Consider the following 22689-nt stretch of genomic DNA (forward strand, 5'->3'; position numbering starts at 1 on the left):
CCGTGGCTCGCGGCGGACGCGCTTGCTGATGTGATTGCCCGGGACGTTTCCCGGGCACGGCAGACCAGCCGATTGACGGCTGGCAGCGATTCAGTTTGCCATATCTTCCGGCCTGAGGCGAAACGAGAGCTCCTCGAGGAGCCTTCTGTCGTGCTTGTCGAGCGTCGCGGGATCGAGCGCCGCCGCCAGCTCGGGCCGGTTTCGCACCGTACGCCGGATCGCCTCGTCGCGCCGCCACCTGGCGACGTTTCCGTGGTGCCCGGACAGCAACACGGCCGGCACCTCGTGGCCCCGCCACACGGGCGGTTTGGTGTAGACGGGCCCCTCGACCAGGTTCCGCATCGAGCCGGGCGCGAACGAGTCGTCCACGGCCGACTGGGCGTTGCCCAGCACCCCTGGCAGCAACCTGCCGACGGCCTCCACCATGACCAGCACCGCCACCTCGCCCCCGGCCAGCACGTAGTCGCCGATGCTGACCTCGTCGACGGGCAGCCGCGAGGCGTACTCCTCCATCACGCGGGAGTCGATGCCCTCGTAGCGCCCGCACGCGAACAGCAGCCACGGCTCCCCCGCCAGCTCCTGAGCCAGCTCCTGGGTGAACGGCCGCCCGCTCGGCGTCGGCACGATCATTCGCGGGACGCCCTCCGGGAACCCGCCGGCCGACCCGGTCACCGAGTCGATGGCCTCGCCCCACACCTCGGGCTTCATGACCATGCCAGGGCCCCCGCCGTAGGGGGTGTCGTCCACGGTCTTGTGCACGTCGTGGGTCCAGTCGCGCAACTGGTGCACGCGTACGTCGAGCGTGCCGCGCTCCCGCGCCTTGCCGATCAGCGAGACGCCGAGCGGCGCGAAGTATTCTGGGAAGATCGAGATGATGTCGAGCCGCATCACAGCAGCCCTTCGGGCGGATCGACGACCAGCCGCCCCGCCTCCAGGTCGACCTCGGGCACCAGCGCCCGCACGAACGGGATCAGCGCCTCCTCCTGACCCTTCCTGCGCACGACGAGGAGATCCTGGCCGTGGTGGAGCACGTCGGACACCTCTCCGACCGGCTCTCCCGAGACCGTCTCCACCGCCAGCCCGATGAGCTGGTGGTCGTGGAACTCGTCGGGATCGTCGGACGGCGCCAGCTCGGCCGAGTCGATCACCAGCATGGTGCCGCGCAGTTCCTCGGCCGCGTCGCGGTCGGCGACCCCCTCGAACGACAGCAGCAGCACACTCCGGTGCCAGCGGCGCTCCTCGATGACGAGCGGCCCCCGCTCAGGGGGGTCGGTCGCGATCGCGGCCCCGGCGGCGAAGCGCAGCTCGGGATCGTCGGTGCGCACCTCCACGGTCACGTCACCGCGTACCCCGTGCGGGCGGCCGATCCGGCCGACGACCAACTGCACGTGAACCTGCCTTCTTCTCAACGCAAGCGCCCCCATCGGACCAAGCCGATGAGGGCGCGCAAACCTGACGCTAACGGACCGCTTCGTGCAGGTCGAGCAGATCGACCCGTACGTACTTCCCGTCGGACAGGGCGTTCACGACCGTGCGCAGCGCCTTGGCGGTGCGCCCGCCGCGTCCGATGACCTTACCCAGGTCCTCGGGGTGCACCCGGACCTCCAGGACGCGCCCGCTGCGGATGCGGCGGGCGCGGACCCGGACATCGTCAGGATGTTCGACGATGCCCTTCACGAGGTGCTCGAGAGCCTCCTCGAGCACCTCAGACCTCGCCCTCGGCCGGGGTCTCGGCGGGGGTCTCGGCTTCTTCCTTCTTCTTGGCCTTCTTCGGCGTGGTGGCGGCCGTGCCGGTGTCGCCACCGGACAGCGTCTCCTTGGCCGCGGCCTCGTAGAGGGCGTGCCGGTCGGGCGCGGGCTCGGCGACCAAGAGCGGCGCAGGGGCGGGCTCGCCCTTGAACTTCTGCCAGTCACCGGTGAGCTTGAGCAGCTTGAGCACCGGCTCGGTCGGCTGCGCGCCGACCCCCAGCCAGTAGGCCGCACGGTCAGCGTTGACCTCGATGCGCGAAGGGTTTTCCTTCGGGTGGTACAGGCCGATCTCCTCGATCGCCCGGCCGTCACGCTTGGTGCGGCTGTCGGCGATGACGATGCGGTATTGCGCGTTGCGGATCATGCCGAGCCGCTTGAGCTTGATCTTGACTGCCACGGGTGTGGTCTCTCCTGCATTCGAGCGTGGGTGAACGGCACCTTGCCGAGTGGGGCACGACGCGGTGACGCTCCAGGGACAGGCATGATCGGCGGGAGATGAGAGGGCACCCGCCTGGTCACGATGTTCCAACATGTCATTGTGCCAGACCGACGGCACTGCCCACGACCCGTCACGACTGTACGACGCAAAGATCCGGCAACGCTCCGGCCACTCCGCGGCCACGCATACGGCCGACCGCGCGGAAGGCGTGCGAACGGTGCCGCAGAGCAGGCGCGCGAACGACCGCGGGGAAGGCGTGCGAACGACGCCGCACGGCAGGCGTGCGGACAGACCCGCGCGCCTCCCGTGCGAACCGGCTACTTCTGGCCGGGAAGCCGCAGCTTGGAGGGGTCGAAGCCGGGCGGCAACTCCATCCCCGGAGGCAACTTGCCCCCCAGGTTTCCCAGCGCCCCGCCGCCCTTCTTGGCAGGCTCGTCCGGAGCGGCGGCGTCGGAGGCGCCCTTGCCCAGCGCCGCCTTGCGCGGGTCGCCGCTGACCCTGCGCCCCTTCTTGGCCTTCTTCTGCGCCTTGCTCGCCTTCGCGCGCCCGCCCGGCATGCCGGGGATGCCCATGCCCCCCGCCATCCGCTTCATCATCTTCTGGGCGTCGAAGAAGCGGGTGACCAGGTTGCTGACCGCGCTCACCGTCACGCCGGAACCGGCCGCGATGCGGGCCCGGCGGGAGCCGTTGATGATCTTGGGGTCCTGGCGCTCGGCCGGGGTCATCGAGCGGATGATGGCCGCGATGCGGTCGAGGTCGCGGTCGTCGATCGAGTTGATCTGGTCGCGCATCTGCCCCATGCCGGGCATCATGCCGAGCAGGTTTTTGATGGGGCCCATCTTCTGGACCATCATCATCTGCTCGAGGAAGTCTTCCAGCGTGAAGTTCTCGCCCGAGGTGAGCTTGCCGGCCATCTTGGCGGCCTGCTCCTCGTCGAACGTCTTCTGCGCCTGCTCGATCAGGGTGAGGATGTCACCCATGTCGAGGATGCGGGAGGCCATCCGGTCGGGGTGGAAGGCGTCGAAGTCTTCCAGCTTCTCGCCCGTCGAGGCGAACATGATCGGCCGCCCCGTGATGTGGCGGACCGAGAGCGCCGCACCGCCGCGCGCGTCGCCGTCGAGCTTGGTCAGCACCACGCCGTCGAAGCCGACGCCCTCCATGAACGCCTGCGCCGTCGTGACCGCGTCCTGGCCGATCATGGCGTCGACCACGAACAGGACCTCGTCGGGCGAGACCGCGTCGCGGATGTCGGCGGCCTGCCGCATCATCTCCTGGTCGATGCCCAGGCGGCCGGCGGTGTCGATGATGACGATGTCGTGCTGCAGGCGCCTGGCCTCGTCGATGGAGGTGCGGGCGACCGCGATCGGGTCGCCGACGCCGTTGCCGGGCTGCGGCGCGTAGACGGCGACCTGAGCGCGCTCGCCCACCACCTGGAGCTGCTGGACGGCGTTGGGCCGCTGCAGGTCGGCCGCGACGAGCATGGGCGTGTGGCCCTCCTCGCGCAGCCACCTGGCCAGTTTGCCCGCCAGCGTCGTCTTGCCCGCGCCCTGCAGGCCCGCCAGCATGATGACGGTCGGCGGCGTCTTGGCGTAGCGGAGCCTGCGGGTCTCGCCGCCGAGGATCCCGATCAGCTCGTCGTTGACGATCTTGACGACCTGCTGCGCCGGATTCAGCGCCTGGGACACCTCGGTGCCGCGGGCGCGCTCTTTGACCTGGGCGACGAACGCCTTGACCACCGGCAACGCGACATCGGCCTCGAGCAGGGCGATGCGGATCTCACGGGTGGTGGCGTCGATGTCGGCATCGGACAGCCGCCCCTTTGATCGGAGGGAGGAGAAAACCGATGTCAACCGGTCGGATAGCGTCTCGAACACGTGGTAGGCCAGTCCTCGAAGCGAATGTACGTCTAAGAGTCCAGACTAGCCGCTCCGCTAGCCGCTCCAGCCTGGCACGGCCATCCGCACCGTCAGCGCGTGCTCGACGAGGTTGATCAGCGCGCCCTTGACGGAGTCCTTGGAACGGGCGTCGAGGCGCACCATCGGGATGTGCGGGGCGAGGGTGAGCGCGTCGCGCACCTCGGCGTCGCTGTGCGCGTACTGGCCGTCCCATCCGTTGACGCCCACGACGAACGGGAGCTGGGCCTCTTCGAAGTAGTCGATGGCGGGGAAACTGTCGGCCAGACGGCGGGTGTCGACCAGCACGACCGCGCCGATGGCACCCCGCACCAGGTCGTCCCACATGAACCAGAACCGATGCTGACCAGGAGTCCCGAACAAATACAAGATCAGATCACGATCCAGCGACACCCGGCCGAAGTCCATCGCCACAGTCGTGGTCGACTTCAACGGCGTCATCCCCAGATCATCGATCCCCGCCGACGCATCGGTCATCACCGCCTCCGTCGTCAACGGCATGATCTCCGACACCGCCCCGACGAACGTCGTCTTGCCCACCCCGAAACCACCGGCCACCACGATCTTCGTCGAGGTGAGACCGGGGCTAGAGCCTGCGAAGTCCACTTAGCACCCTTTCCAGCAGGTTGACGTCAGGTCGACCCGCATCGAGCTGCGGCTGATGCACCCGAACCAGGCCCTCGGCCGCCATGTCAGCGATGAGAACCCGTGCCACGCCGAGCGGGATCCGCAACAGCGCCGACACCTCCGCCACCGATCTGACCTGCAGGCAGAGCTGGCTGATCGCCTTGTACTCGGGCGTGATGTGGGAGAACTCCCGGTGCTCGGCCGTCGCCGAGGACACCAGGGCCTCCATCGCCAGCTTGAGCTTGGGCGCGGTACGCCCGCCCGTGACGGCGTAGGGACGCACCGGGGAGGCGGGGTCGGAGCTGGAGGGCGGCGGCGGGGGGTCCCAGCCTCCGGTGTTCCACGAGTTGCTCACCTACATCACCTGGTCTGGCTGGCGCGCAGCTCGGCACGCACAGCCGGAGTCAGCACCTGACCGGCGCGATCGACCATCAGCGTCATCTGATACGCCACCAGACCCATGTCACAGTCCGGAGCCGCCAGCACCGCCAAGCACGAACCATCACTGACCGACATGATCAGCATCAGCCCACGCTGCATCTCCACAATCGTCTGATTGACCGCACCACCCTCGAACACCCGCGCCGCACCCTGCGTCAACGAAACCAACCCCGACGCAATCGCAGCCAACTGATCAGCCCGATCAGCCGGAAAACCCGCCGACGCCGCCAACGGCAAACCGTCAGACGACACGACCACCGCGTGCGCGACCCCCGGGACCGTACTGACGAAGTCGGTGATCAGCCAGTCCACCCCGCGTGCCGCGTGGCTCAGGTCGTTCACGCGCCCTCCTCCCTACTGTCATTCCTGGGGCCGGACCCGTATGTCCTGCCCCCGCTGATGTCGTCGCGTGCGGCTCGGAAGCCCTGCTGGTAGCTGGAGAGCCGGCTGCGCACCCGGTCAGGGGAGACCGCCGGCATGGGGGCGACGCCCTTGGGCGCCGAGACCGTGTCGGCGGAGCCGGGCACCAGGTTCGCCTTCGGCACCCGCTTGGGCAGCCCCGCCGCCGTCGCACCGTCACGTACCGGCTCGACCACCGCCTCCGCCGCGCTCCAGCCCGCGTCGGCCTTGGCCGAACCCCAGGTGGCGTTGGCCTCGGCGCCGTGGTCGAACCAGGCCGACTCCACCGAGGCGAAGATCGGCAGGTACTCGTCGCCGCCGGTGGCAGGCATGACGGCGGGCATCGGGCCGGTCGCGGCCAGCTCGGTCTCGGGGAAGTCGAAGCGGTTGGGCGGCGGCTCCGGCGTACGCGTCCAGGGCCGGGTCTCGTCGGCGGCGGCTCCGCGCTGGGGCAGCCCGTTGTCCCGCTGGGGCAGCCCGCCGTCGTCGGTCATCGACCCGCGCGAGGGGACCCACACGTCGTTGGAGGAGTCGGCCGACATCCAGCCGGCGGCCTCCGCGGGGATCGCGGGCGGCTCGACGGAGGGGAAGGCGGGCGCGGACGGCCAGCCCCCGCCCGCCGGCACGGGCTCCGACGGGTACGAAGGAAACGACGGGTGCCCGGGGCCGAGCTGGTACGACGAGGCGGGCCACGCGCTCGCCGCGGCCGGCTGCGGCGTGGGGAACGCCTCTTCCCTGGAGACCGCGGGCGCGGCGCCGGCGTACGAGGGGGTCTGCGCGCCGAGCAGCGACTCGGGCATGAGGACCATGGCGGTCAGGCCGCCGGAGCCGTGCGGCCGCAACTGCACCCGGACGCCGTGCCGGTGCGCCAGCCTGGCGACCACGAACAGGCCCATGCGGCGGGAGACGGACACGTCCACGGTGGGGGCGTCGCCCAGGCGCTCGTTGGCCTGGGCCAGTTCCTCGGCGGTCATGCCGATGCCGGAGTCGCTGATGGACAGCATGATGCCGCCGCCGTCGATCCTGCTGCCGGAGACCGGGACGCGGGTCTCGCGCGGCGAGAACGACAGGGCGTTCTCGATCAGCTCGGCGAGCAGGTGGATGACGTCGTTGACGGCCTGGCCGGCGATGGAGACGCCTTCGGGCACCTCCAGGACGACGCGTTCGTAGTTCTCGACCTCCGACAGAGAGGCACGGGCGACGTCGACCAGCTTGACCGGCTGACTCCAGCGCCGAGGCGGATCCTGACCCGCCAGCACCAGCAGGTTCTCACTGTTACGACGCATACGCGTCGCCAGATGATCCAGCTTGAACAGGTTCCCCAACCGCTGCTCATCCTGCTCACCCTGCTCCAGACCATCGATCAACGTGATCTGCCGCTCCACCAACGTCTGACTACGCCGCGACAAGTTCACGAACATCGCGTTCACATTGCTCCGCAACCGCGACTCCTCACCCGCCAACCGCACCGCCTCACGATGCACCTCATCGAAGGCCCGCGCCACCTCACCGATCTCGTCCTTGGAGTTGATCTCGATGGGCGGGACCCGTAGCTGGTCGGGGTCGATGTCGGTGCTGCGGAGCTGGCGGACGAGGTCGGGCAGCGTGTGACCGGCGATCTTCAGGGCGTCGCCGCGCAGACGGCGCAGCGGGCGGACGAGCGAGCTGGCCATGAGGGCGGTGATCGCGAGGACCAGCAGGAGCAGCACGGCCACGAGGCCGATGTTGACGGCGGCCAGTTGCCTGTCGCCGCTCGCGACGTCGGCGCTGCGCGTGGCCACCTGCTCCGACAGCGACTTCTGGATCTGGTGGTGCCGGTCGACGGTCTCGGAGATCGACTCGAACCAGCGGTCGACGTCGCGGGTGGTGGAGTTGTCGAGGCGGCGCAGGGACTGGCCCTCGTTGTTGAGCAGCACGGCGCGGGCGATGTAGAACTCGGCGCGGCCGATCCGCTGGCTGGCCACCGTGTTGTCGAAGTCCTGCCGCTGGGTGGCCGTGGCGACCGCCTCGAAGGCGATCCTGTCGCTCTCGCGCCGGGAGCGCGCGTCGAGGAAGGCGGTGAACTCCGGTTCGTCGAAGGAGCCGCGGACCAGGGCGATCGTCAGCAGCGCCCGCTGCTTCGACGCCTCCTCCTCGGCGCGGGCGATGGAGCGCAGCGCGGCGGCGGTGGCGGTGAGCTGCTCGTCGGTGGAGCCCTGGCCGAGCTCGTCGTAGAGCAGCAGCATGTCGGCGATGACCTCGGAGTACTTCTCCACCGTCGGCAGCGGCGGCAGTTGCGACTTGTCGACCGTGTCGCGCAGCGAGGGGAGCTGGCCGAGGCGGTCCTCGATCCGGTCGAGCGTCCGGCGGCCCAGGTCGCTCAGCGACGCCTCGGCCGCCCGCGCGGCGGCCCTGGTGCGGGTGAGGCTGGCGTCCACGATCTCGTGCTGGCTCTGGAGCTTGCCCGCCTCGGAGCCGCCCTTGCCGGAGACGACGTAACGGGCGGCCAGGTCGCGTTCGAGGCCGAGGTCGCGGGACAGCTCGCCGAGCTGGGTGACCAGCCTCCCGACGTCGCCGATGAGCTGGTACTGCTGCGCGCTGCTGATCGAGTCGCTGACCCGCAGCCCGCCCAGGATGACGCCCACGATCGTGGGAATGGCGATGAGGGCGATGAGACGCGTGCGGACGCGCCAGTTACGCAACGCGAACGGGCTGCCCGACCGGGGTGGGTGCGCCGCCGGTGGCGCCGTACCGACGGCAGGTTGTTCCGGCACGTCCGGAGCGCTGCCACGACCGGGGCCGGTCGTCGTTGTCGTCACTGGTGGCACCCTCTCGCCATGGCTGTTGCAGGGGGTCTCAGCGGCTTCGTCACATGGACGAGTGATCGCAGGCAAGTTCGAGGCCCAATTTGAGCACAAACCTCATAGTTAGGCCAACGTCTCAGGCGTTTTCAACCGTTCCAAGCCGCACATTGTTCACGTGGCAAACCCCCGGACACGGAGCGCAACCAACGTACCGATCCGGACATTCGGTCGTTAAACACACTTTGGGCCTGAGATTTACATCAATGGCGGCTGATAGTCATATTTAGCAGATAAAGTGCATAAACAAGGCATAGCGCTCCCGTTTGGATCTCCCCTCCGGTACGCTTCACGCCCGGCATCCCGTGCCGATCTCCAGAAGCTTCCCCCCTGGTAGGAGAACCCCCCCGATGACACGCAAACTGCGCTGTCACGCCATTGTCGTCGGCGTCACAGTCGCTCTCACCCTTGCCGGTTGCGGTGGATCCGAGGACCCCGCCACCACGTCAGCCAACAGCAAGGGCTTGGAGAAAACCACCATCAAGGTCGGGGCCCTGCCCATTCCCGACCCCGTATCGCTCTATATCGCCAATGCCAAGGGCTACTTCAAGGAAGAGGGTCTGACGGTCCAGCCGACCATCATCACCGGTGGTGCCGCGGCACTGCCGCAGATCGAGAACGGCTCCCTGGACATCTCCCAGACCAACTACGTCTCGACGTTCGTGGCTGTCAGCCAGGGCAAGAAGATCAAGCTGGTCGCCGACATGTACCAGGCCGCGGCGAACACGTTCAACATCATGGTGCCCAAGGATTCGCCGATTCAGACGGTGGCGGACCTCAAGGGCAAGACCATTCTGGTGAACAACCTGAACAACATTGCCACACTCGCGGTGACCACGCAGCTCAAGGTGGCCGGTCTCACGGCCGACGACGTCAAGTTCGTCGAGAAGCCGTTCCCCGACATGGGCAACGCGATCGTCGGCGGCCAGGCCGACGCGGGCTGGATCACCGAGCCGTTCATCACGGCCAACCAGAGCCAGCACGGCTTCCGCAAACTGGCCGACACGATGACCGGGCAGACGGCCGACCTGCCCATCGCCGGCTGGATGGCCACCGAGGAATGGGCGCAGAAGTACCCCAAGACGCTGGCCGCCTTCCAGCGGGCCATCGCCAAGGCGCAGCAGGTCGCCTCCAGTGACCGCAAGGAGATCGAGGCCGCGCTGCCGAAGTACACGAAGATCGACGCCAAGACGGCCTCGGTGATCACCCTGGGCGCCTACCCCAGCGAGCTGAACGCCAACCGCCTGCAGAAGGTTGCCGACCTCATGCTCGAGTACGGCTACCTCAAGAGCCCGATCGACGTGAAGTCCGTGATCGCGGCCCCCGCAGCGAGCGGATGACCAAGGCACGGCTGCTCCGCGGTGCCGCCGGCGCCGCGGGGTTCCTCGTTCTCGGGGAGCTGTTCATCCGCTTCGGCGTCGGCGAGGAACTGAGCTTTCCCACGCCCTCGACGATCGTGTTCGAGGCCGTGCGCCTGCCGGCCGACGCCGAGTTCGTGACCGGCGTGGGCACGACCCTCGCGAACTGGGCGCTCGGCCTGCTCCTCGCCATCGTCGTCGCCGTCCCGCTGGGCGTGCTGCTCGGCGCGCTGACGCCGCTGGAGCACGCGATCCGGCCGGTGCTGGAGTTCCTGCGCCCGATCCCCTCGGTGGCGATCATCCCGCTCGCGATCCTGCTGATCCCGGTGGACGAGCTGATGAAGGTCTCGGTCATCGTGTACGCCTCGATCTGGCCGATCCTCATCAACACCCTCTACGGCATGCGCGACGTGGACCCGCTGGCCAAGGAGTCCCTGCGCAGCTTCGGCTTCGGCTCCCTGGCGGTGCTGGCCAGGGTGAGCCTGCCCAGCGCGGCCCCGTTCGTGGCGACGGGCGTCAGGATCGCCGCCGGGATCGCGCTCGTCCTGGCCGTCAGCGCCGAACTGCTGGCCGGCGGCGTCTCCGGGATCGGCGTCTACGTGACCGTGGCCGGCAGCGGCAACAGGACCGACCTCATGATGGCGGCCACCTGCTGGGCCGGGCTCCTCGGCGTGCTCGCCAACGCGGTCCTGCTGGCCGGCGAGCGCCGCCTGTTCCACTGGCACCGCATGCGGACGGGGGCGACGGAGTCGTGACGCTCCTCACCAGACTGCTCGTGATCCCGTTCGTGCTGGCCATCTGGGAGGTCCTCGCGCTCGCCGCCGGCGACACCGACTTCCCGCCGCCCACGACGATCGTGGTCCGCATGTACGAGCTGTGGTTCTCCGGCCCGGCCGGCCAGGTGTTCCTCACCGACGACGCGATCGACAACATCCTGCCGAGCCTCGGCCGCATGTTCGGCGGCTGGATCCTGGCGGCGGTGATCGGGATCGTGGCGGGCGTCCTGCTCGGCCGCTCCCGTACGGCGACCGACTACGTCGACCCGCTCATCGAGTTCGGCCGTTCGATCCCGCCGCCGCTGCTGCTGCCGGTGTTCCTGGTGGTGGTCCAGTTGCCCGCCCCGTGGGGCGGCCTGGCCACGCAGCTCGCGACGATCGTGTTCGGCGTGATCTGGCCGGTGCTGCTCAACTCGATCGAGGGTGTCAGGGCGGTGGACCGCACCTACATCGAGACGGCCACCGTCTTCAACCTGAGCAGGGCACAGCGCCTGCGGGTGGTCGTCCTGCCCGCCGCCCTGCCGAAGATCTTCGCCGGGCTGCGGCTGAGCCTGTCGCTGGCGCTGATCCTCATGGTGGTCACCGAGCTGATCGGCGGCAGCGACGGCATCGGCTACCAGCTCCTGCAGGCGCAACGCAGTTTCGACGGCGCGGGGGTGTGGGCGGCCATCACGCTGCTCGGCGTCCTCGGCTACGTCGTCAACTCCCTGTTCGTGCTGGCCGAGCGCCGCGTGCTCGTATGGCATCGGCACGCCACCCGCAATCCCTGACCTCCCTGGAAGGACACATGCCGCATTCCGATGACCTCCTTTGGGGGGCCGTGGGCGACATCTCGCGTTTCGCGGCCCTGCTGACCATGGCCGAGCTGGGCCTGGCCGACCACCTCGCGGACGGTCCGCTGGACACCGCCGAGCTGGCCGGCCGGGCCGGGGCGCACGCCCCCTCGCTGCGCCGGGTCCTGCGTGAGCTGGCCGCCATGGGCGTGGTCAAGGTCGCCGGGCCCGACGCGTACGACCTGACCGAGAAGGGCACGGCCCTGCGGTCCGACGCGCCCGACTCGGTCCGCTCGTCGATCCGCATGCTCGGCGAGGAGAGCTTCTGGTACGCCATGGGCATGCTGCCCGCCACCGTACGCGACGGCAGCTCGGCGTTCGTCAAGCGCTACGGCCACCTGTACGGCCACCTCGCCGCGAACCCCGGCCCGAGCAGCCTGTTCGACGACTACATGACCGCCAGGGCCATCCCCTTCACCGAGGGACTGGCCAAGCGCTACCGCTTCCCGGCCGGGGCGACCATGGTGGACGTGGCCGGCGGCAAGGGCCACATCCTGGCCACCGTCCTGCACGCCAACCCGCACATGAGCGGCATCCTCTTCGACCTGGAGCACGTGGCCGACCACGCCAGGCGCACGCTGGCCGACGAGGGCCTGTCCGACCGGGCGGAGGTCGTGGCCGGCGACTTCTTCGCCGGGGTGCCCACCGGCGGCGACGTCTACCTGCTGGCCAGCGTCCTGCACAACTGGGACGACGAGGACGCGCTCAAGATCCTCGGCAACGTCCGCGACGCCATGAACCCCGACGGGCGCGTCCTGCTCCTGGAAGTCGTGCTCCCTGACAGCGAGGAGCCGCACCTGGGTAAGGACATCGACATGCGGATGCTGGCGATTTTCAACGGCGGCACCGAGCGCAGCCACGACGAGTACGCGGCCCTGCTCGGCCGGGCCGGGCTCGCGCTCACCGAGGTCGTCGAACTCGGCTCCGGCGCGAACCTCATCGAGGCCGTGCGCCGCTGACCTCTCCCCCAGCCTCCCTCACCTGATGACCGGCCAAGAAAGGCAGTGGCGATGAAGCTGGCCAGGATCGTAGTCGCGGGTATGGCGGTCGCGCTGACACTCAGCGCGTGCGGAGGCGCGGGAGGGGCGGGCGGCGGGCAGCAGACCGGCGCCACGTCGTCAGGCGGGCTGGAGAAGACCCAGCTCCTGGTCGGCGTGGTGCCGGTGCCGTCGTCGGCGCCGCTGTTCATCGCCGAGCAGCGCGGCTTCTTCAAGGAAGAGGGCCTGATCGTCAAGACGGAGATCATCCAGGCCCCGCAGGCGGTCATGCCGAAGATCCTCAACGGCAGCATGGACGCCTTCCTCACCAGCTACGTGTCCCTGATGGCGATCAACGACTCGGGCGCGGCGCGGCTCAAGCTGTTCCAGCACAGCCAGGAGGCCGCCCCGAACGTGGCCGGCGTCGTCGTGGCCAAGGGCTCGCCGATCAGGACCGCGGCCGACCTCAAGGGCCGGACGATCGCGGTCAACGTGCTCCAGGCCCTCGGGCAGACGCTCACCAACGCCCACCTCCAGGCGGCCGGGCTCAAGCCGGACGACGTCAAGTACGTGCCGGTGCAGTTCGCCGACCAGCTCGGCGCGCTGTCCTCGGGCCAGGTGGACGCGGCCTGGCTGGTGGAGCCGTTCCTGACGGCGGCCAAGAAGAGCGGCGCCACACAGGTCATCGACACGACCGACGGCGTCACGGCCGGGGTGCCGATCGACGGGTGGGGCGTCTCCGAGGACTGGCTGACCGGGAACCCGAAGACGGCCGCCGCCTTCCACCGCGCGCTGGCCAAGGCCCAGAAGATCGCGGGCGAGGACAGGAAGGCCATCGACGCGGTCGTGCCGACGTACACGCAGATCCCGGCGGACGCGGCGGCGGCGATGACGCTCGGCCGGTTCTCGATGGAGGCCGACAGGGCGAGCGTGCAGAGGCTGGCCGACCTGCTGCACGGCTACGGCTACCTCAAGGCGAAGGTGGACGTGGCGCGGCTCTTCGCGACGCTCGGCGGATGACCGGGCAGGAGCTGGTCGCCGAGCCGGCGGCCGGACGGCGGCGGGTGACCCGCCGCGTGCCCGGGCGGGGGACGCTCGGGGTGATCGGGGTCGTGGGGTTCCTCGCCGTCGCCGAGCTGGCGGGGCGGGCCGGGCTGCTGCCCGGCTTCCTGCCGTACGCCTCGCACGTGCTCGCCACGGCGGCCGGGCTGCCGCTCGACGCCGGTTTCCGCGCGGACGTGCTGGCCACGCTGACGGCCTGCGCGACCGGGCTGGCGATCGCGGTCGCGGTGGCCGTGCCGGCCGGGCTGCTGCTCGGGACGGTGCCGTTCATGGAACGGTCGGCCCGGCCGCTGGTGGAGTTCCTGCGGCCGATCCCGTCGGTGTCGCTGATCCCGCTGGCGGTGTTCCTCTTCCCCGCCGGGCAGGACGCCAAGGTCGCGCTGGTCGTCTACACGTGCTCGTGGCCGCTGCTGATCAACACGATGTACGGGCTCGGCGACGTCGACCCGCTGGCCAAGGAGACGCTGCGCGGCTTCGGTTTCGGCCCGCTGTCGGTCGTGCTGCGGGTGAGCCTGCCGAGCGCGGCGCCGTTCATCGCCACCGGGGTGCGGATCGCGGTGTCGGTCACGCTGATCGTGGCGGTGAGCGTGGAACTGCTGGCGCCCGGCGGGGGCGGGATCGGGGCGTTCCTGTCGCTGGCGGGCAGCGCGAACCGGCTCGACCGCATGCTCGCGGCGACCGTGTGGGCCGGGTTCATCGGGCTGGCGGCCAACCTGCTGTTCACGGTCGCCGAGCGGCGGGTGTTCCGGTGGCACCACGCCCGTACGGGAGGCGCGGCGTGAGCGTGGTGCGGCGGGGCGGGTACCGGGCGGGCGAGGTGGCGCGGCGGCTGGCGTGGTACTGGCTGCCGCCCGTGGCGGTGATCGTCTGGGAGCTGGCCACGCGGTCGGCGCGGGCCGCGTACTTCCCGCCGCCGTCGCTGATCGTGGTGCGGCTGCACGAGCTGTGGTTCTCGGGGCCGCTCTCGCAGGCGTTCCTGACCGACGAGGCCGTCGCGGACGTGCTGCCCAGCCTGGGCCGGCTGTTCGCGGGGTGGGCGATGGCGTGCGCGGCGGGGGTGCTGGCGGGGGTGGCGCTGGGGCGGTCGTACTGGCTGTCGGGGCTGGCGGAGCCGCTGCTGCACTTCGGCCGCTCGGTGCCGCCCGCCACGTTGCTGCCGGTCTTCCTGGTGCTGTTCAAGATCGGCACGCCGATGGAGCTGGCCTCGATCGTGTACGGCGTCATCTGGCCGGTGCTGATCAACTCCATGGACGGGGCCAGGCACGTCGACCGCCAGTACATCGAGACCGGCACCGTCTACCGCCTCAGCCCTTGGCAGCGGCTCACCCGCGTGATCCTGCCCGCCGCCGCCCCGAAGATCTTCGCGGGCCTGCGGCTGAGCGTGTCGCTGGCGCTGATCATGATGATCATCTCGGAGCTGGTCGGGAGCAGCGAGGGCATCGGGCACCGCATGCTGGAGGCGCAGAGCCAGTTCGACATCCCGGCCATGTGGGCGGGCATCGTGCTGCTGGGGCTGCTGGGGATCGTGCTCAACGCGGCGTTCCTGCGGGTGGAGCGGGCGGTGCTCGGCTGGCACACCAGTGCGCGCACCGCCGACGGCTGACCCTCGGCGCTGGTCAGCCGTGCAGGCGGTCGATGGCGTCCTGCTGCCGCGCCCGCAACCAGGCGCGATCGGGTACGCCGGCCGCCGGGCGCTCGACGTCGTGGCGGGCGTACTCCTGCGCCCACAGCCCCGTCTTGACCCGGCTGAGGTGGTTGCCCATGCCGGGGCGCAGGCGGGCGCGGCGCAGGGCGGCGAGGTCCAGCTCGGCGGCGGCGACCAGCGACTCCCCTGGACCGGCCTGGGCCAGCACCCGTCCCTCGTGGTCGATCAGCTCAGAGCCGCCGTTCGTGGAGTCGCCCGGGATCGCCGTGCCGGACAGTCCGCCGGTGTTGGCCGAGACCACGTACGCCAGGTTCTCCACCGCCCGCGCCCGCCGCGCGATCGCCTTGGGTGTGAGCGCCGGGGACGACGCCTCCGAGGTGGGGTTGCACAGCACCTCGGCGCCCCGCAGGGCCAGCGCGCGGGCCAGCTCGGGCACCAGGATCTCCTCCGAGGCCACCACCGCGAGGTTCCCGATCTCCGTACGCGCCACCGGCAGCACGCCGTCGATCCCGTAGAGCTCCAGGTAGCGCTCCCACACGTCGTACGGGGTGGGCGAGAACAGGGAGTGCAGCCTGCGGTAGCGCAGCACGACCGAACCCGCCGGCGAGAGGATGACCGACGCCTGGAAGAACAGGTCGGGGAAGTGCGGATCCCGCTCGTACGCGTTGACACACAGGAACACGCCGTGCTCGGCGGCGACCGCGGCCAGCGCCCGGTGTTCGGGCCCGTCGGGGTCGAGCGCCGCCCGTTCGCGCCACTCGGCCAGCCCCTCCCGCAGGGGGAAGCCGGTCAGGACGTACTCCGGCAGCACCACCAGACGCAGCTCGGGCCCGAGCCATGCCTTGGAGGCCCCGACCCGGGCGGCCACCCGCTCCACGGCCGGCATGATCTCGGCCCGCGAGGTGACGGCCCTGGTCTCGATCTGCAGGGCCAGCGCGGTCCAGGCGGTCACTCAGCCCACCCGCCGCTCGTCGATCAGCGTACGCCGCACGCACACCCCGTCTCTGAGCCACTGCCAGACCCGGCTGCGCGAGCGGCCGTCGTCGCTGAGCACGATCAGCTCGAACAGCCGCAGGTCCTGCCCCTTGTACCGCCAGGTCAGGTAGATCGTGCCGGCGTCGACCTCCCAGAACTCGCCCTTGAGCCGCTCGGTGTCGAAGGCGCAGCGGCCGCCGCCGAGGTAGACGCCGGGGAACTCGTGCACCTCCTCGCGCCCGTCGTCCCAGGTGTAGCGGTTGGTCTGGTGGTAGGCGGCGTCGCCGAGGATCGCGCAGGTCATCCGTACCCGGTGGCGGTCGAGCAGGTCGCCGCCCGGGCCGAGGTGCAGGTATTCGCCCTCCCACTCCCCCTCGTGCCTGGCCAGCACCGGCATGTCGGCGCGAAGTCCCATCCGGGCTACTCCTTCGTCGTGTGCCACCACGGGTCGGCGGCGTCGGATCGGTTGACCAGGAACGCCCGGCGGCGCAGGAACCGGCCGATGGAGGCCGTGCCCATGCGGGAGCCGCCGAGCCCGGACAGGCGGAAGGAGTTCTTCTCGCCCTCGTGGACGAGCGCGGTCAGCGCGGCGTCGTTGACGCTGACCGCGCCGACCCGCAGGCGGGCGGCGACGGCCAGCGCCCGCTCCTCCGTGGCGGCGAAGACGGCGGCCGACAGCCCGTACGCGGAGTCGTTGGCCAGCGCGACCGCCTCGTCCGGGCCGTCCACTGCCATGACCGGCAGCACCGGGCCGAACGTCTCCTCCGTCATCACCAGCATCGTGTGGTCGGCCCCGGACAGCACGGTCGGGCGGCACCAGCGGCCGCCGCCGTGCCGTTCGATCCGGCCGCCGGTGTGCACGACGGCCCCCTTCGCGACGGCGTCGGCGAGGTGGGCGGCGACGACGTCGTCCAGGCCCGGCCGGATGAGCGGGCCGATCGGGCCGCCCTCGCAGGTCAGGCCCACCTGCCCGGCCTTGGCCACCAGCCGCGCGAGGAACTCGTCGTGCGCCTCGCGGGCCACGTAGACGCGCTCGATGGACTGGCAGGACTGACCGGCGTTGGCGGTGCCGCCCCACAGGACGGCCGCGGCGGCCCGGTCGAGGTCGGCCCCGGCCAGCACGATCGCCGGGTCCTTGCCGCCCAGCTCCAGGAACGCCGGCACGAACGCGTCGGCCGCGGCGCGCGCCACCCGGCGGCCGGTCTCGACGCCGCCGGTGAAGACCACGGCGTCCACCAGGCCGACGAGCGCGGCCCCGGTCTCGCCGTCGCCCTCGACGACCCCGAGCGGCAGTTCGGCGGGGACCAGCCTCATCAGCGGCTCGATAAAGCGCGGCGTCACCTCGCTCGGCTTGACCAGCACCGCGCACCCGGCCGCCAGCGCGGGGACGGCGTCGATGAGGCCGAGCAGGAGCGGCAGGTTGAACGGGCTGATCACCCCGACCAGCTCGTACGGCACCGCGTCGCCCGCCACGAAGACGCCGGGCAGGGAGGCGGGACGTTCGGCGGGCGGGGCGAGGAGTGCGGGCGCCTGGCGTACCCATCGGTCGATGAGCCCGGCCACGAGCCGGCGCTCCAGCAGCGACTCGGCCACCCTGCCGGTGTCGGCCACCAGGGCGGCGAGGAGGTCGTCGTCCTCGGCCAGCGCGGCGCCGAAGCGGGACAGGACCGCGCCCCGGTCGGCGTCGAGCCAGGCGGGGGCCCGCTCGCGCAGCCCGGCGGCGACGGCGGCCAGCCGGTCGGCCGGGATCGGGGCGAGCGACCGGTCGGTCTGCCCGGTGATCGGGTTCCTCACGTTCATGCGGTGCGGCCACGGGACATGGTGCTCCTGCGAAGGTTCGGCGGGAGCCATTGTGATCAGGCGATCGGCCGCGCGTCAACGAGCGCCCGCGGCCCCGGCGCGGTCAGCCGCCCCAGCCGGGCACGGCCATCCGCACCGAGAGCGCGTGCTCGACGAGGTTGATCAGCGCGCCTTTGACGGAGTCCTTGGAGCGGGCGTCCAGCCGTACCAAGGGGATGTGGGGGGCCAGGGTGAGGGCGTCGCGCACCTCGGCGTCGCTGTGGGGATATTGGCCGTCCCAGCCGTTGACGCCCACGACGAACGGGAGCTGGGCCTCTTCGAAGTAGTCGATGGCGGGGAAACTGTCGGCCAGACGGCGGGTGTCGACCAGCACGACCGCGCCGATGGCACCCCGCACCAGGTCGTCCCACATGAACCAGAACCGATGCTGACCAGGAGTCCCGAACAAATACAAGATCAGATCACGATCCAGCGACACCCGGCCGAAGTCCATCGCCACAGTCGTGGTCGACTTCAACGGCGTCATCCCCAGATCATCGATCCCCGCCGACGCATCGGTCATCACCGCCTCCGTCGTCAACGGCATGATCTCCGACACCGCCCCGACGAACGTCGTCTTGCCCACCCCGAAACCACCGGCCACGACAATCTTGGTCGAGGTGAGACCGGGGCTAGAGCCTGCGAAGTCCACTTAGCACCCTTTCGAGCAGATTTACGTCCGGCCTTCCGGCGTCCAGTTGGGGCTGGTGCACCCGAACCAGACCTTCGGCGGCCATGTCCGCGATCAGCACGCGCACCACGCCGAGCGGGATCCGCAGCAGCGCCGACACCTCCGCCACGGACCGGACCTGCCGGCACAGTTGGCTGATCGCCTGGTACTCCGGTGTGATGTGGGAGAACTCCCGCTGCTCGGCCGTCGCCGAGGACACCAGGGCCTCCATCGCCAGTTTGACCCGTGGCGCCGTCCGTCCACCTGTCACCGCGTACGGGCGGACGGGCGAAGCGGGGTCGGGAGTCAGCCGCGACTGGGGTTGGGGCTGAGGGTGAGGCTCAGACTGAGGTGGGGGAGCCCAACCGCCGCTGTTCCATCTGGGGTCCGACACTTACATCACCTGGTCTGGCTGGCGCGCAGCTCGGCACGCACAGCCGGAGTCAGCACCTGACCGGCGCGATCGACCATCAGCGTCATCTGATACGCCACCAGACCCATGTCACAGTCCGGAGCCGCCAGCACCGCCAAGCACGAACCATCACTGACCGACATGATCAGCATCAGCCCACGCTGCATCTCCACAATCGTCTGATTGACCGCACCACCCTCGAACACCCGCGCCGCACCCTGCGTCAACGAAACCAACCCCGACGCAATCGCAGCCAACTGATCAGCCCGATCAGCCGGAAAACCCGCCGACGCCGCCAACGGCAAACCGTCAGACGACACGACCACCGCGTGCGCGACCCCCGGGACCGTACTGACGAAGTCGGTGATCAGCCAGTCCACCCCGCGTGCCGCGTGGCTCAGGTCCTTCATGCGCCCTCCTCCCTTTCGTTGTCCCTCGGGCCAGAGGGGAACGCCTTGCCCTCGCTGATGTCGTCGCGCGCCGCCCTGAAGCCCTGCTGGAAGCTGGAGAGCCGGTTGCGCACCCGGTCGGGTGACACCGACGGCATCGGCGAGACGCCCTTCGGCGAGGCGGCGGTGTCGGCGGAGCCGGGCACCAGGTTCGCCTTCGGCACCCGCTTGGGCAGCCCCGCCGCCGTCGCACCGTCACGTACCGGCTCCACCGCCGCCTCCGCCGCGCTCCAGCCCGCGTCGGCCTTGGAAGAGCCCCAGCTCGCACCGTTGGCGTCGCGCCCGAACCAGGCCGACTCGACGGCGGCGAAGATCGGCAGGTAGTCGTCGCCGGCGGACGCGGGCGGCACCGCCGGCATGGGGCCCGTGGCGCCGGAGTCGGACTCGGGGAACTCGAACCCCGGCCGCTGCGGCGGATTGGTGTCCTGGCTCCAGCCCCCGGGCGGCGGCTGGGTCACGGGTCGTCTGGGCAGGCCGCGGTCGCCGTTCCAGGACGAGCCGCGGGTCGGCGTCCAGACGTCGCCGCTCTCGAAGGCCCCGCCACGCGGCTCGGCCGGCCACGCGGGCGGCGGGTCGGACTGCCAGGAGGGCGGGGGCCAGTTGCCGCCCGCGTCGGGGTTCGAGGGGAACGACGGGTGGCCGGGGCCCATCTGGAACGTCGGCTGCGGCCAGTCGGTGAGCGGCGCGGGGTGCGGCCCCGAGTACGGCTCGTCCCCGTGCCCGCCGGCCGCCGCGCCCGCCAGGGCGGGCGGCTGGTTGCCGCCGGCGAAGGAGGGCGGCTGGTTGCCGGAGAAGGACGGCATCCCGGAGAAGTCGGGCGCCTGGGCGCCGAGCATGTTCTCGGGGATCAGCACCATGGCGGTCAGGCCGCCGGAGCTGTGCGGGCGTAGTTGCACCCGGATGCCGTGCCGGTGCGCCAGCCTGGCGACCACGAACAGGCCCATGCGCCGCGACACCGACACGTCCACGCTCGGCGCGTCGGTCAGCCGCTCGTTGGCCTGGACCAGCTCCTCGGCGGTCATCCCGATGCCGGAGTCGGTGATCGACAACATCACGCCGCCGCCGTCGATCCTGCTGCCCGAGACCGTCACCCTGGTCTCGCGCGGCGAGAACGACAGGGCGTTCTCGACCAGCTCGGCGAGCAGGTGGATGACGTCGTTGACGGCCTGACCGGCCACCGACACCCCGTCGGGCACCTGGAGCACGACGCGCTCGTAGTTCTCGACCTCCGACAGAGAGGCACGGGCGACGTCGACCAGCTTGACCGGCTGACTCCAGCGCCGAGGCGGATCCTGACCCGCCAGCACCAACAGGTTCTCACTGTTACGACGCATACGCGTCGCCAGATGATCCAGCTTGAACAGGTTCCCCAACCGCTGCTCATCCTGCTCACCCTGCTCCAGACCATCGATCAACGTGATCTGCCGCTCCACCAACGTCTGACTACGCCGCGACAAGTTCACGAACATCGCGTTCACATTGCTCCGCAACCGCGACTCCTCACCCGCCAACCGCACCGCCTCACGATGCACCTCATCGAAGGCCCGCGCCACCTCACCGATCTCGTCGTGCGTGTCCACGCCGATCGGGACGACGGGGCCGACCGTGCCGTCACCGCTGTCACGCAGTTGCTGCACGGTCTCCGGCAGGCGCTGCCCCGCGATGTCGAGCGCCTCGCGGCGCAGCCGGCGCAGCGGCCTGATGAGCGAACGGGCGATGAGCGAGATGATCGCGATGACCACGACGAGCAGGAGCAGGATCAGCCCGCCGGAGATCATCGCCGAACGGTTGGCCCCCTCCTCCAGGCCGCGGGCGCGCAGGATGACCGAGGACGACAGCTCCTTCTCCACGCTGCGCAGCGCGTCGATCTTGCCGGTGCTGACGTCGAACCAGGTGGCCACGTCCCGATCGGGGCGGGTCCCGATGCTCAGCTCCTTGCCCTCGGCCGACTGCGCCATGGCCCGCAGCCGGAACAGGTCGGTCTGGTCCACGTCGCGGCCCACGACGGTGTTGCGGTAGAGCTCGAGTTGGTCGAGGTTGGCCAGGGTGGCGAACAGCGTCTCCTCGCTCTCCTCACGCGACTTGGCGTCGGTGAGCGCGTCGAGTTCGCCGCTGTCGAAACCCTTCTTGTCCAGCGCGCTGGCCAGGATGCCACGCTGCTTGGACGCCTGCTCCTTGGCCCGGGCGATGGCGGCCATCGAGCCGGCGCTGTCGGCCACCTCGTCGTCCACCGCGACCTGGCCCACCTGGTCGTGGAACTGCAGCAGCGCCGCGATGATCTCGGAGTACTTCCGGATCATCGGCAGCGGCTGGATCTTGCCGTTGACGGCCGTCTCGCGCAGCGTCGGGATCTCCTCCAGCCGCCGCAGCACCGGGCGCACGCCCTCGGCGTGGGTCTCCGAGAGGGCCAGCGCCTGCTGTTTGGCCTCGTCGATGAGGCCGTTGACGTTGCTGTAGGTGGTGCGTAACTGGGCCTCGCGGGCCTCCGGCCGGCCTTGGGCGATGTAGAGGGCGGTCTCGTCGCGTTCGAAGGACAGCTCGTGCGTCACCGCTCCGAGCTGCTGGCTGAGCTCGGCGACCTCCCTGAGCGTCTGGTACGTGCGGGCGTCGCTGAGTGAGGTCACGACGCTCAGCCCGCCCAGGCCCACGGCGACGGCCGTGGGAACGACGATCAGCGCGATGAGGCGTGACCGCACGTGCCAGTTGCCCAATCCGAACCTCTTCGAGGACGGTTTGGACGACCGTCGCTTCTGGTGGCCGTGCGGCTCGCGGTCAGCGGAAGCATCAGCGCTCTGCGTTCTCACTTGCCTTCGCAACCTCTCGACCTTGAGGGGGAATTCTCGGGGACGATGCAGGTATTGCAGGTAGGAGCCAATATGTGCGTCCAGATAAGCGCCATTTGAGCACACAGGTGGGCAAGGGCCAACCACTACTAGTGCCCCGATGAGGTGTTTATGCCTAGATGTCCAGAAAATACGGCAGAATCGGTAGACGGCCTTCTATCAGGGGAAACAGGAGTGCGGGATCGTTCCACGAGCCCCGGGCCTGACTCGTAGAAAAGATCAGAAGTGTGGCAACATCCGTAACAGCCGCCCCGCTTGCCACCTCCTTCACCAAAACGGACATACATTCGCGTCTTTCGAGGTCGTCAAATTTTCACCCTATAGCGCTAAACGGACATTGCAACCACAAGTGTCATGTTCGCGTTAATGACCGGCAATTTGGTGCTACGGTCTATCCCTGTTGTTGCGTCAGGCATACAGTCCCCGGGAGCAGAAGCCGCCC

23 protein-coding genes are annotated in these 22689 nt (G+C 70.0%); 7 read left to right on the forward strand and 16 right to left on the reverse strand.

From position 1 onward, the window contains the following. Positions 1–90: 90 nt before the first annotated feature. The 9 genes from trmD to ACZ6S0_RS14115 all read right to left on the reverse strand — a co-directional run bounded on the left by trmD (position 91) and on the right by ACZ6S0_RS14115 (position 8366). Entirely contained in the window at positions 91–888 is a 798-nt protein-coding gene (trmD, locus tag ACZ6S0_RS14075; RefSeq protein WP_465916329.1) for a tRNA (guanosine(37)-N1)-methyltransferase TrmD, read from the reverse strand. Beyond that, a complete protein-coding gene (rimM, locus tag ACZ6S0_RS14080; RefSeq protein WP_465916333.1) occupies positions 888–1388 on the reverse strand; it encodes a ribosome maturation factor RimM in 501 nt (166 codons plus the stop codon). Before rimM ends, trmD begins: the two co-directional genes overlap by 1 nt. Before the next feature lie 70 nt (positions 1389–1458). After that, positions 1459–1704, reverse strand: a complete 246-nt coding sequence (locus ACZ6S0_RS14085; protein ID WP_344879671.1) for an RNA-binding protein — start codon at positions 1702–1704, stop codon at positions 1459–1461. A 1-nt stretch (position 1705) separates the two neighbouring features. Beyond that, a complete protein-coding gene (rpsP, locus tag ACZ6S0_RS14090) occupies positions 1706–2146 on the reverse strand; it encodes a 30S ribosomal protein S16 (RefSeq protein WP_465916338.1) in 441 nt (146 codons plus the stop codon). 359 nt (positions 2147–2505) lie between these two features. Then, the gene (ffh, locus tag ACZ6S0_RS14095) at positions 2506–4062 is read right to left on the reverse strand and encodes a signal recognition particle protein (RefSeq protein WP_465916342.1); all 1557 of its coding nucleotides are present in this window, start codon (positions 4060–4062) and stop codon (positions 2506–2508) included. Between the two features lie 57 nt (positions 4063–4119). Continuing rightward, on the reverse strand, positions 4120–4707 hold the full coding sequence (locus ACZ6S0_RS14100; protein ID WP_344879680.1) for a GTP-binding protein: 588 nt from the start codon (positions 4705–4707) through the stop codon (positions 4120–4122). Continuing rightward, complete coding sequence (locus ACZ6S0_RS14105) at positions 4688–5083, reverse strand: DUF742 domain-containing protein (protein ID WP_465916347.1); 396 nt, start codon at positions 5081–5083, stop codon at positions 4688–4690. Before ACZ6S0_RS14105 ends, ACZ6S0_RS14100 begins: the two co-directional genes overlap by 20 nt. A 5-nt stretch (positions 5084–5088) precedes the next feature. Next, entirely contained in the window at positions 5089–5511 is a 423-nt protein-coding gene (locus ACZ6S0_RS14110; protein WP_465916352.1) for a roadblock/LC7 domain-containing protein, read from the reverse strand. After that, entirely contained in the window at positions 5508–8366 is a 2859-nt protein-coding gene (locus ACZ6S0_RS14115; RefSeq protein ID WP_465916355.1) for a sensor histidine kinase, read from the reverse strand. Before ACZ6S0_RS14115 ends, ACZ6S0_RS14110 begins: the two co-directional genes overlap by 4 nt. A gap of 392 nt (positions 8367–8758) precedes the next feature. Here ACZ6S0_RS14115 and ACZ6S0_RS14120 point away from each other — a divergent pair, with 392 nt between their 5' ends. From ACZ6S0_RS14120 to ACZ6S0_RS14150, 7 genes are read left to right on the forward strand one after another with little or no spacing between them, the layout of a single operon-like run. Continuing rightward, complete coding sequence (locus ACZ6S0_RS14120; protein WP_465916358.1) at positions 8759–9748, forward strand: ABC transporter substrate-binding protein; 990 nt, start codon at positions 8759–8761, stop codon at positions 9746–9748. Further along, on the forward strand, positions 9745–10521 hold the full coding sequence (locus tag ACZ6S0_RS14125; protein ID WP_465916360.1) for an ABC transporter permease: 777 nt from the start codon (positions 9745–9747) through the stop codon (positions 10519–10521). Before ACZ6S0_RS14120 ends, ACZ6S0_RS14125 begins: the two co-directional genes overlap by 4 nt. Then, on the forward strand, positions 10518–11312 hold the full coding sequence (locus ACZ6S0_RS14130) for an ABC transporter permease (protein ID WP_465916362.1): 795 nt from the start codon (positions 10518–10520) through the stop codon (positions 11310–11312). Before ACZ6S0_RS14125 ends, ACZ6S0_RS14130 begins: the two co-directional genes overlap by 4 nt. A gap of 17 nt (positions 11313–11329) precedes the next feature. Further along, positions 11330–12334: a methyltransferase gene (locus ACZ6S0_RS14135; RefSeq protein ID WP_465916363.1), complete on the forward strand. Its 1005-nt coding sequence runs from the start codon at positions 11330–11332 to the stop codon at positions 12332–12334. 51 nt (positions 12335–12385) lie between these two features. Further along, positions 12386–13372 carry an ABC transporter substrate-binding protein gene (locus ACZ6S0_RS14140; protein WP_465916365.1) on the forward strand — a complete coding sequence of 329 codons (987 nt, stop codon included), beginning with the start codon at positions 12386–12388 and terminating at the stop codon, positions 13370–13372. Beyond that, a complete protein-coding gene (locus ACZ6S0_RS14145; RefSeq protein WP_465916366.1) occupies positions 13369–14196 on the forward strand; it encodes an ABC transporter permease in 828 nt (275 codons plus the stop codon). Before ACZ6S0_RS14140 ends, ACZ6S0_RS14145 begins: the two co-directional genes overlap by 4 nt. Next, entirely contained in the window at positions 14193–15017 is an 825-nt protein-coding gene (locus ACZ6S0_RS14150; RefSeq protein WP_465916368.1) for an ABC transporter permease, read from the forward strand. Before ACZ6S0_RS14145 ends, ACZ6S0_RS14150 begins: the two co-directional genes overlap by 4 nt. A gap of 13 nt (positions 15018–15030) precedes the next feature. On the opposite strand, the gene ACZ6S0_RS14155 is transcribed toward ACZ6S0_RS14150, so the two are convergent. From ACZ6S0_RS14155 to ACZ6S0_RS14185, 7 genes are all read right to left on the reverse strand, one after another. Next, positions 15031–16011, reverse strand: coding sequence for a nitrilase-related carbon-nitrogen hydrolase (locus ACZ6S0_RS14155; protein ID WP_465916369.1), 981 nt, complete (start codon positions 16009–16011; stop codon positions 15031–15033). Continuing rightward, positions 16012–16449 carry a hypothetical protein gene (locus tag ACZ6S0_RS14160; RefSeq protein WP_465916372.1) on the reverse strand — a complete coding sequence of 146 codons (438 nt, stop codon included), beginning with the start codon at positions 16447–16449 and terminating at the stop codon, positions 16012–16014. 5 nt (positions 16450–16454) lie between these two features. Further along, complete coding sequence (locus ACZ6S0_RS14165) at positions 16455–17828, reverse strand: aldehyde dehydrogenase family protein (protein ID WP_465916374.1); 1374 nt, start codon at positions 17826–17828, stop codon at positions 16455–16457. A 109-nt stretch (positions 17829–17937) separates the two neighbouring features. After that, positions 17938–18525, reverse strand: coding sequence for a GTP-binding protein (locus ACZ6S0_RS14170; protein ID WP_344877846.1), 588 nt, complete (start codon positions 18523–18525; stop codon positions 17938–17940). Next, positions 18506–18853 carry a DUF742 domain-containing protein gene (locus ACZ6S0_RS14175; RefSeq protein WP_168022238.1) on the reverse strand — a complete coding sequence of 116 codons (348 nt, stop codon included), beginning with the start codon at positions 18851–18853 and terminating at the stop codon, positions 18506–18508. Before ACZ6S0_RS14175 ends, ACZ6S0_RS14170 begins: the two co-directional genes overlap by 20 nt. 89 nt (positions 18854–18942) lie before the next feature. Then, positions 18943–19365 (reverse strand): roadblock/LC7 domain-containing protein, encoded by a 423-nt coding sequence (locus ACZ6S0_RS14180; RefSeq protein WP_465916379.1) that lies wholly within the window; start codon positions 19363–19365, stop codon positions 18943–18945. Next, positions 19362–22115, reverse strand: a complete 2754-nt coding sequence (locus tag ACZ6S0_RS14185) for a sensor histidine kinase (protein ID WP_465916382.1) — start codon at positions 22113–22115, stop codon at positions 19362–19364. The genes ACZ6S0_RS14180 and ACZ6S0_RS14185 overlap by 4 nt, the downstream gene beginning before the upstream one ends. Between the last annotated feature and the right edge of the window lie 574 nt (positions 22116–22689).

Source organism: Nonomuraea sp. NPDC051298, assembly GCF_055586305.1.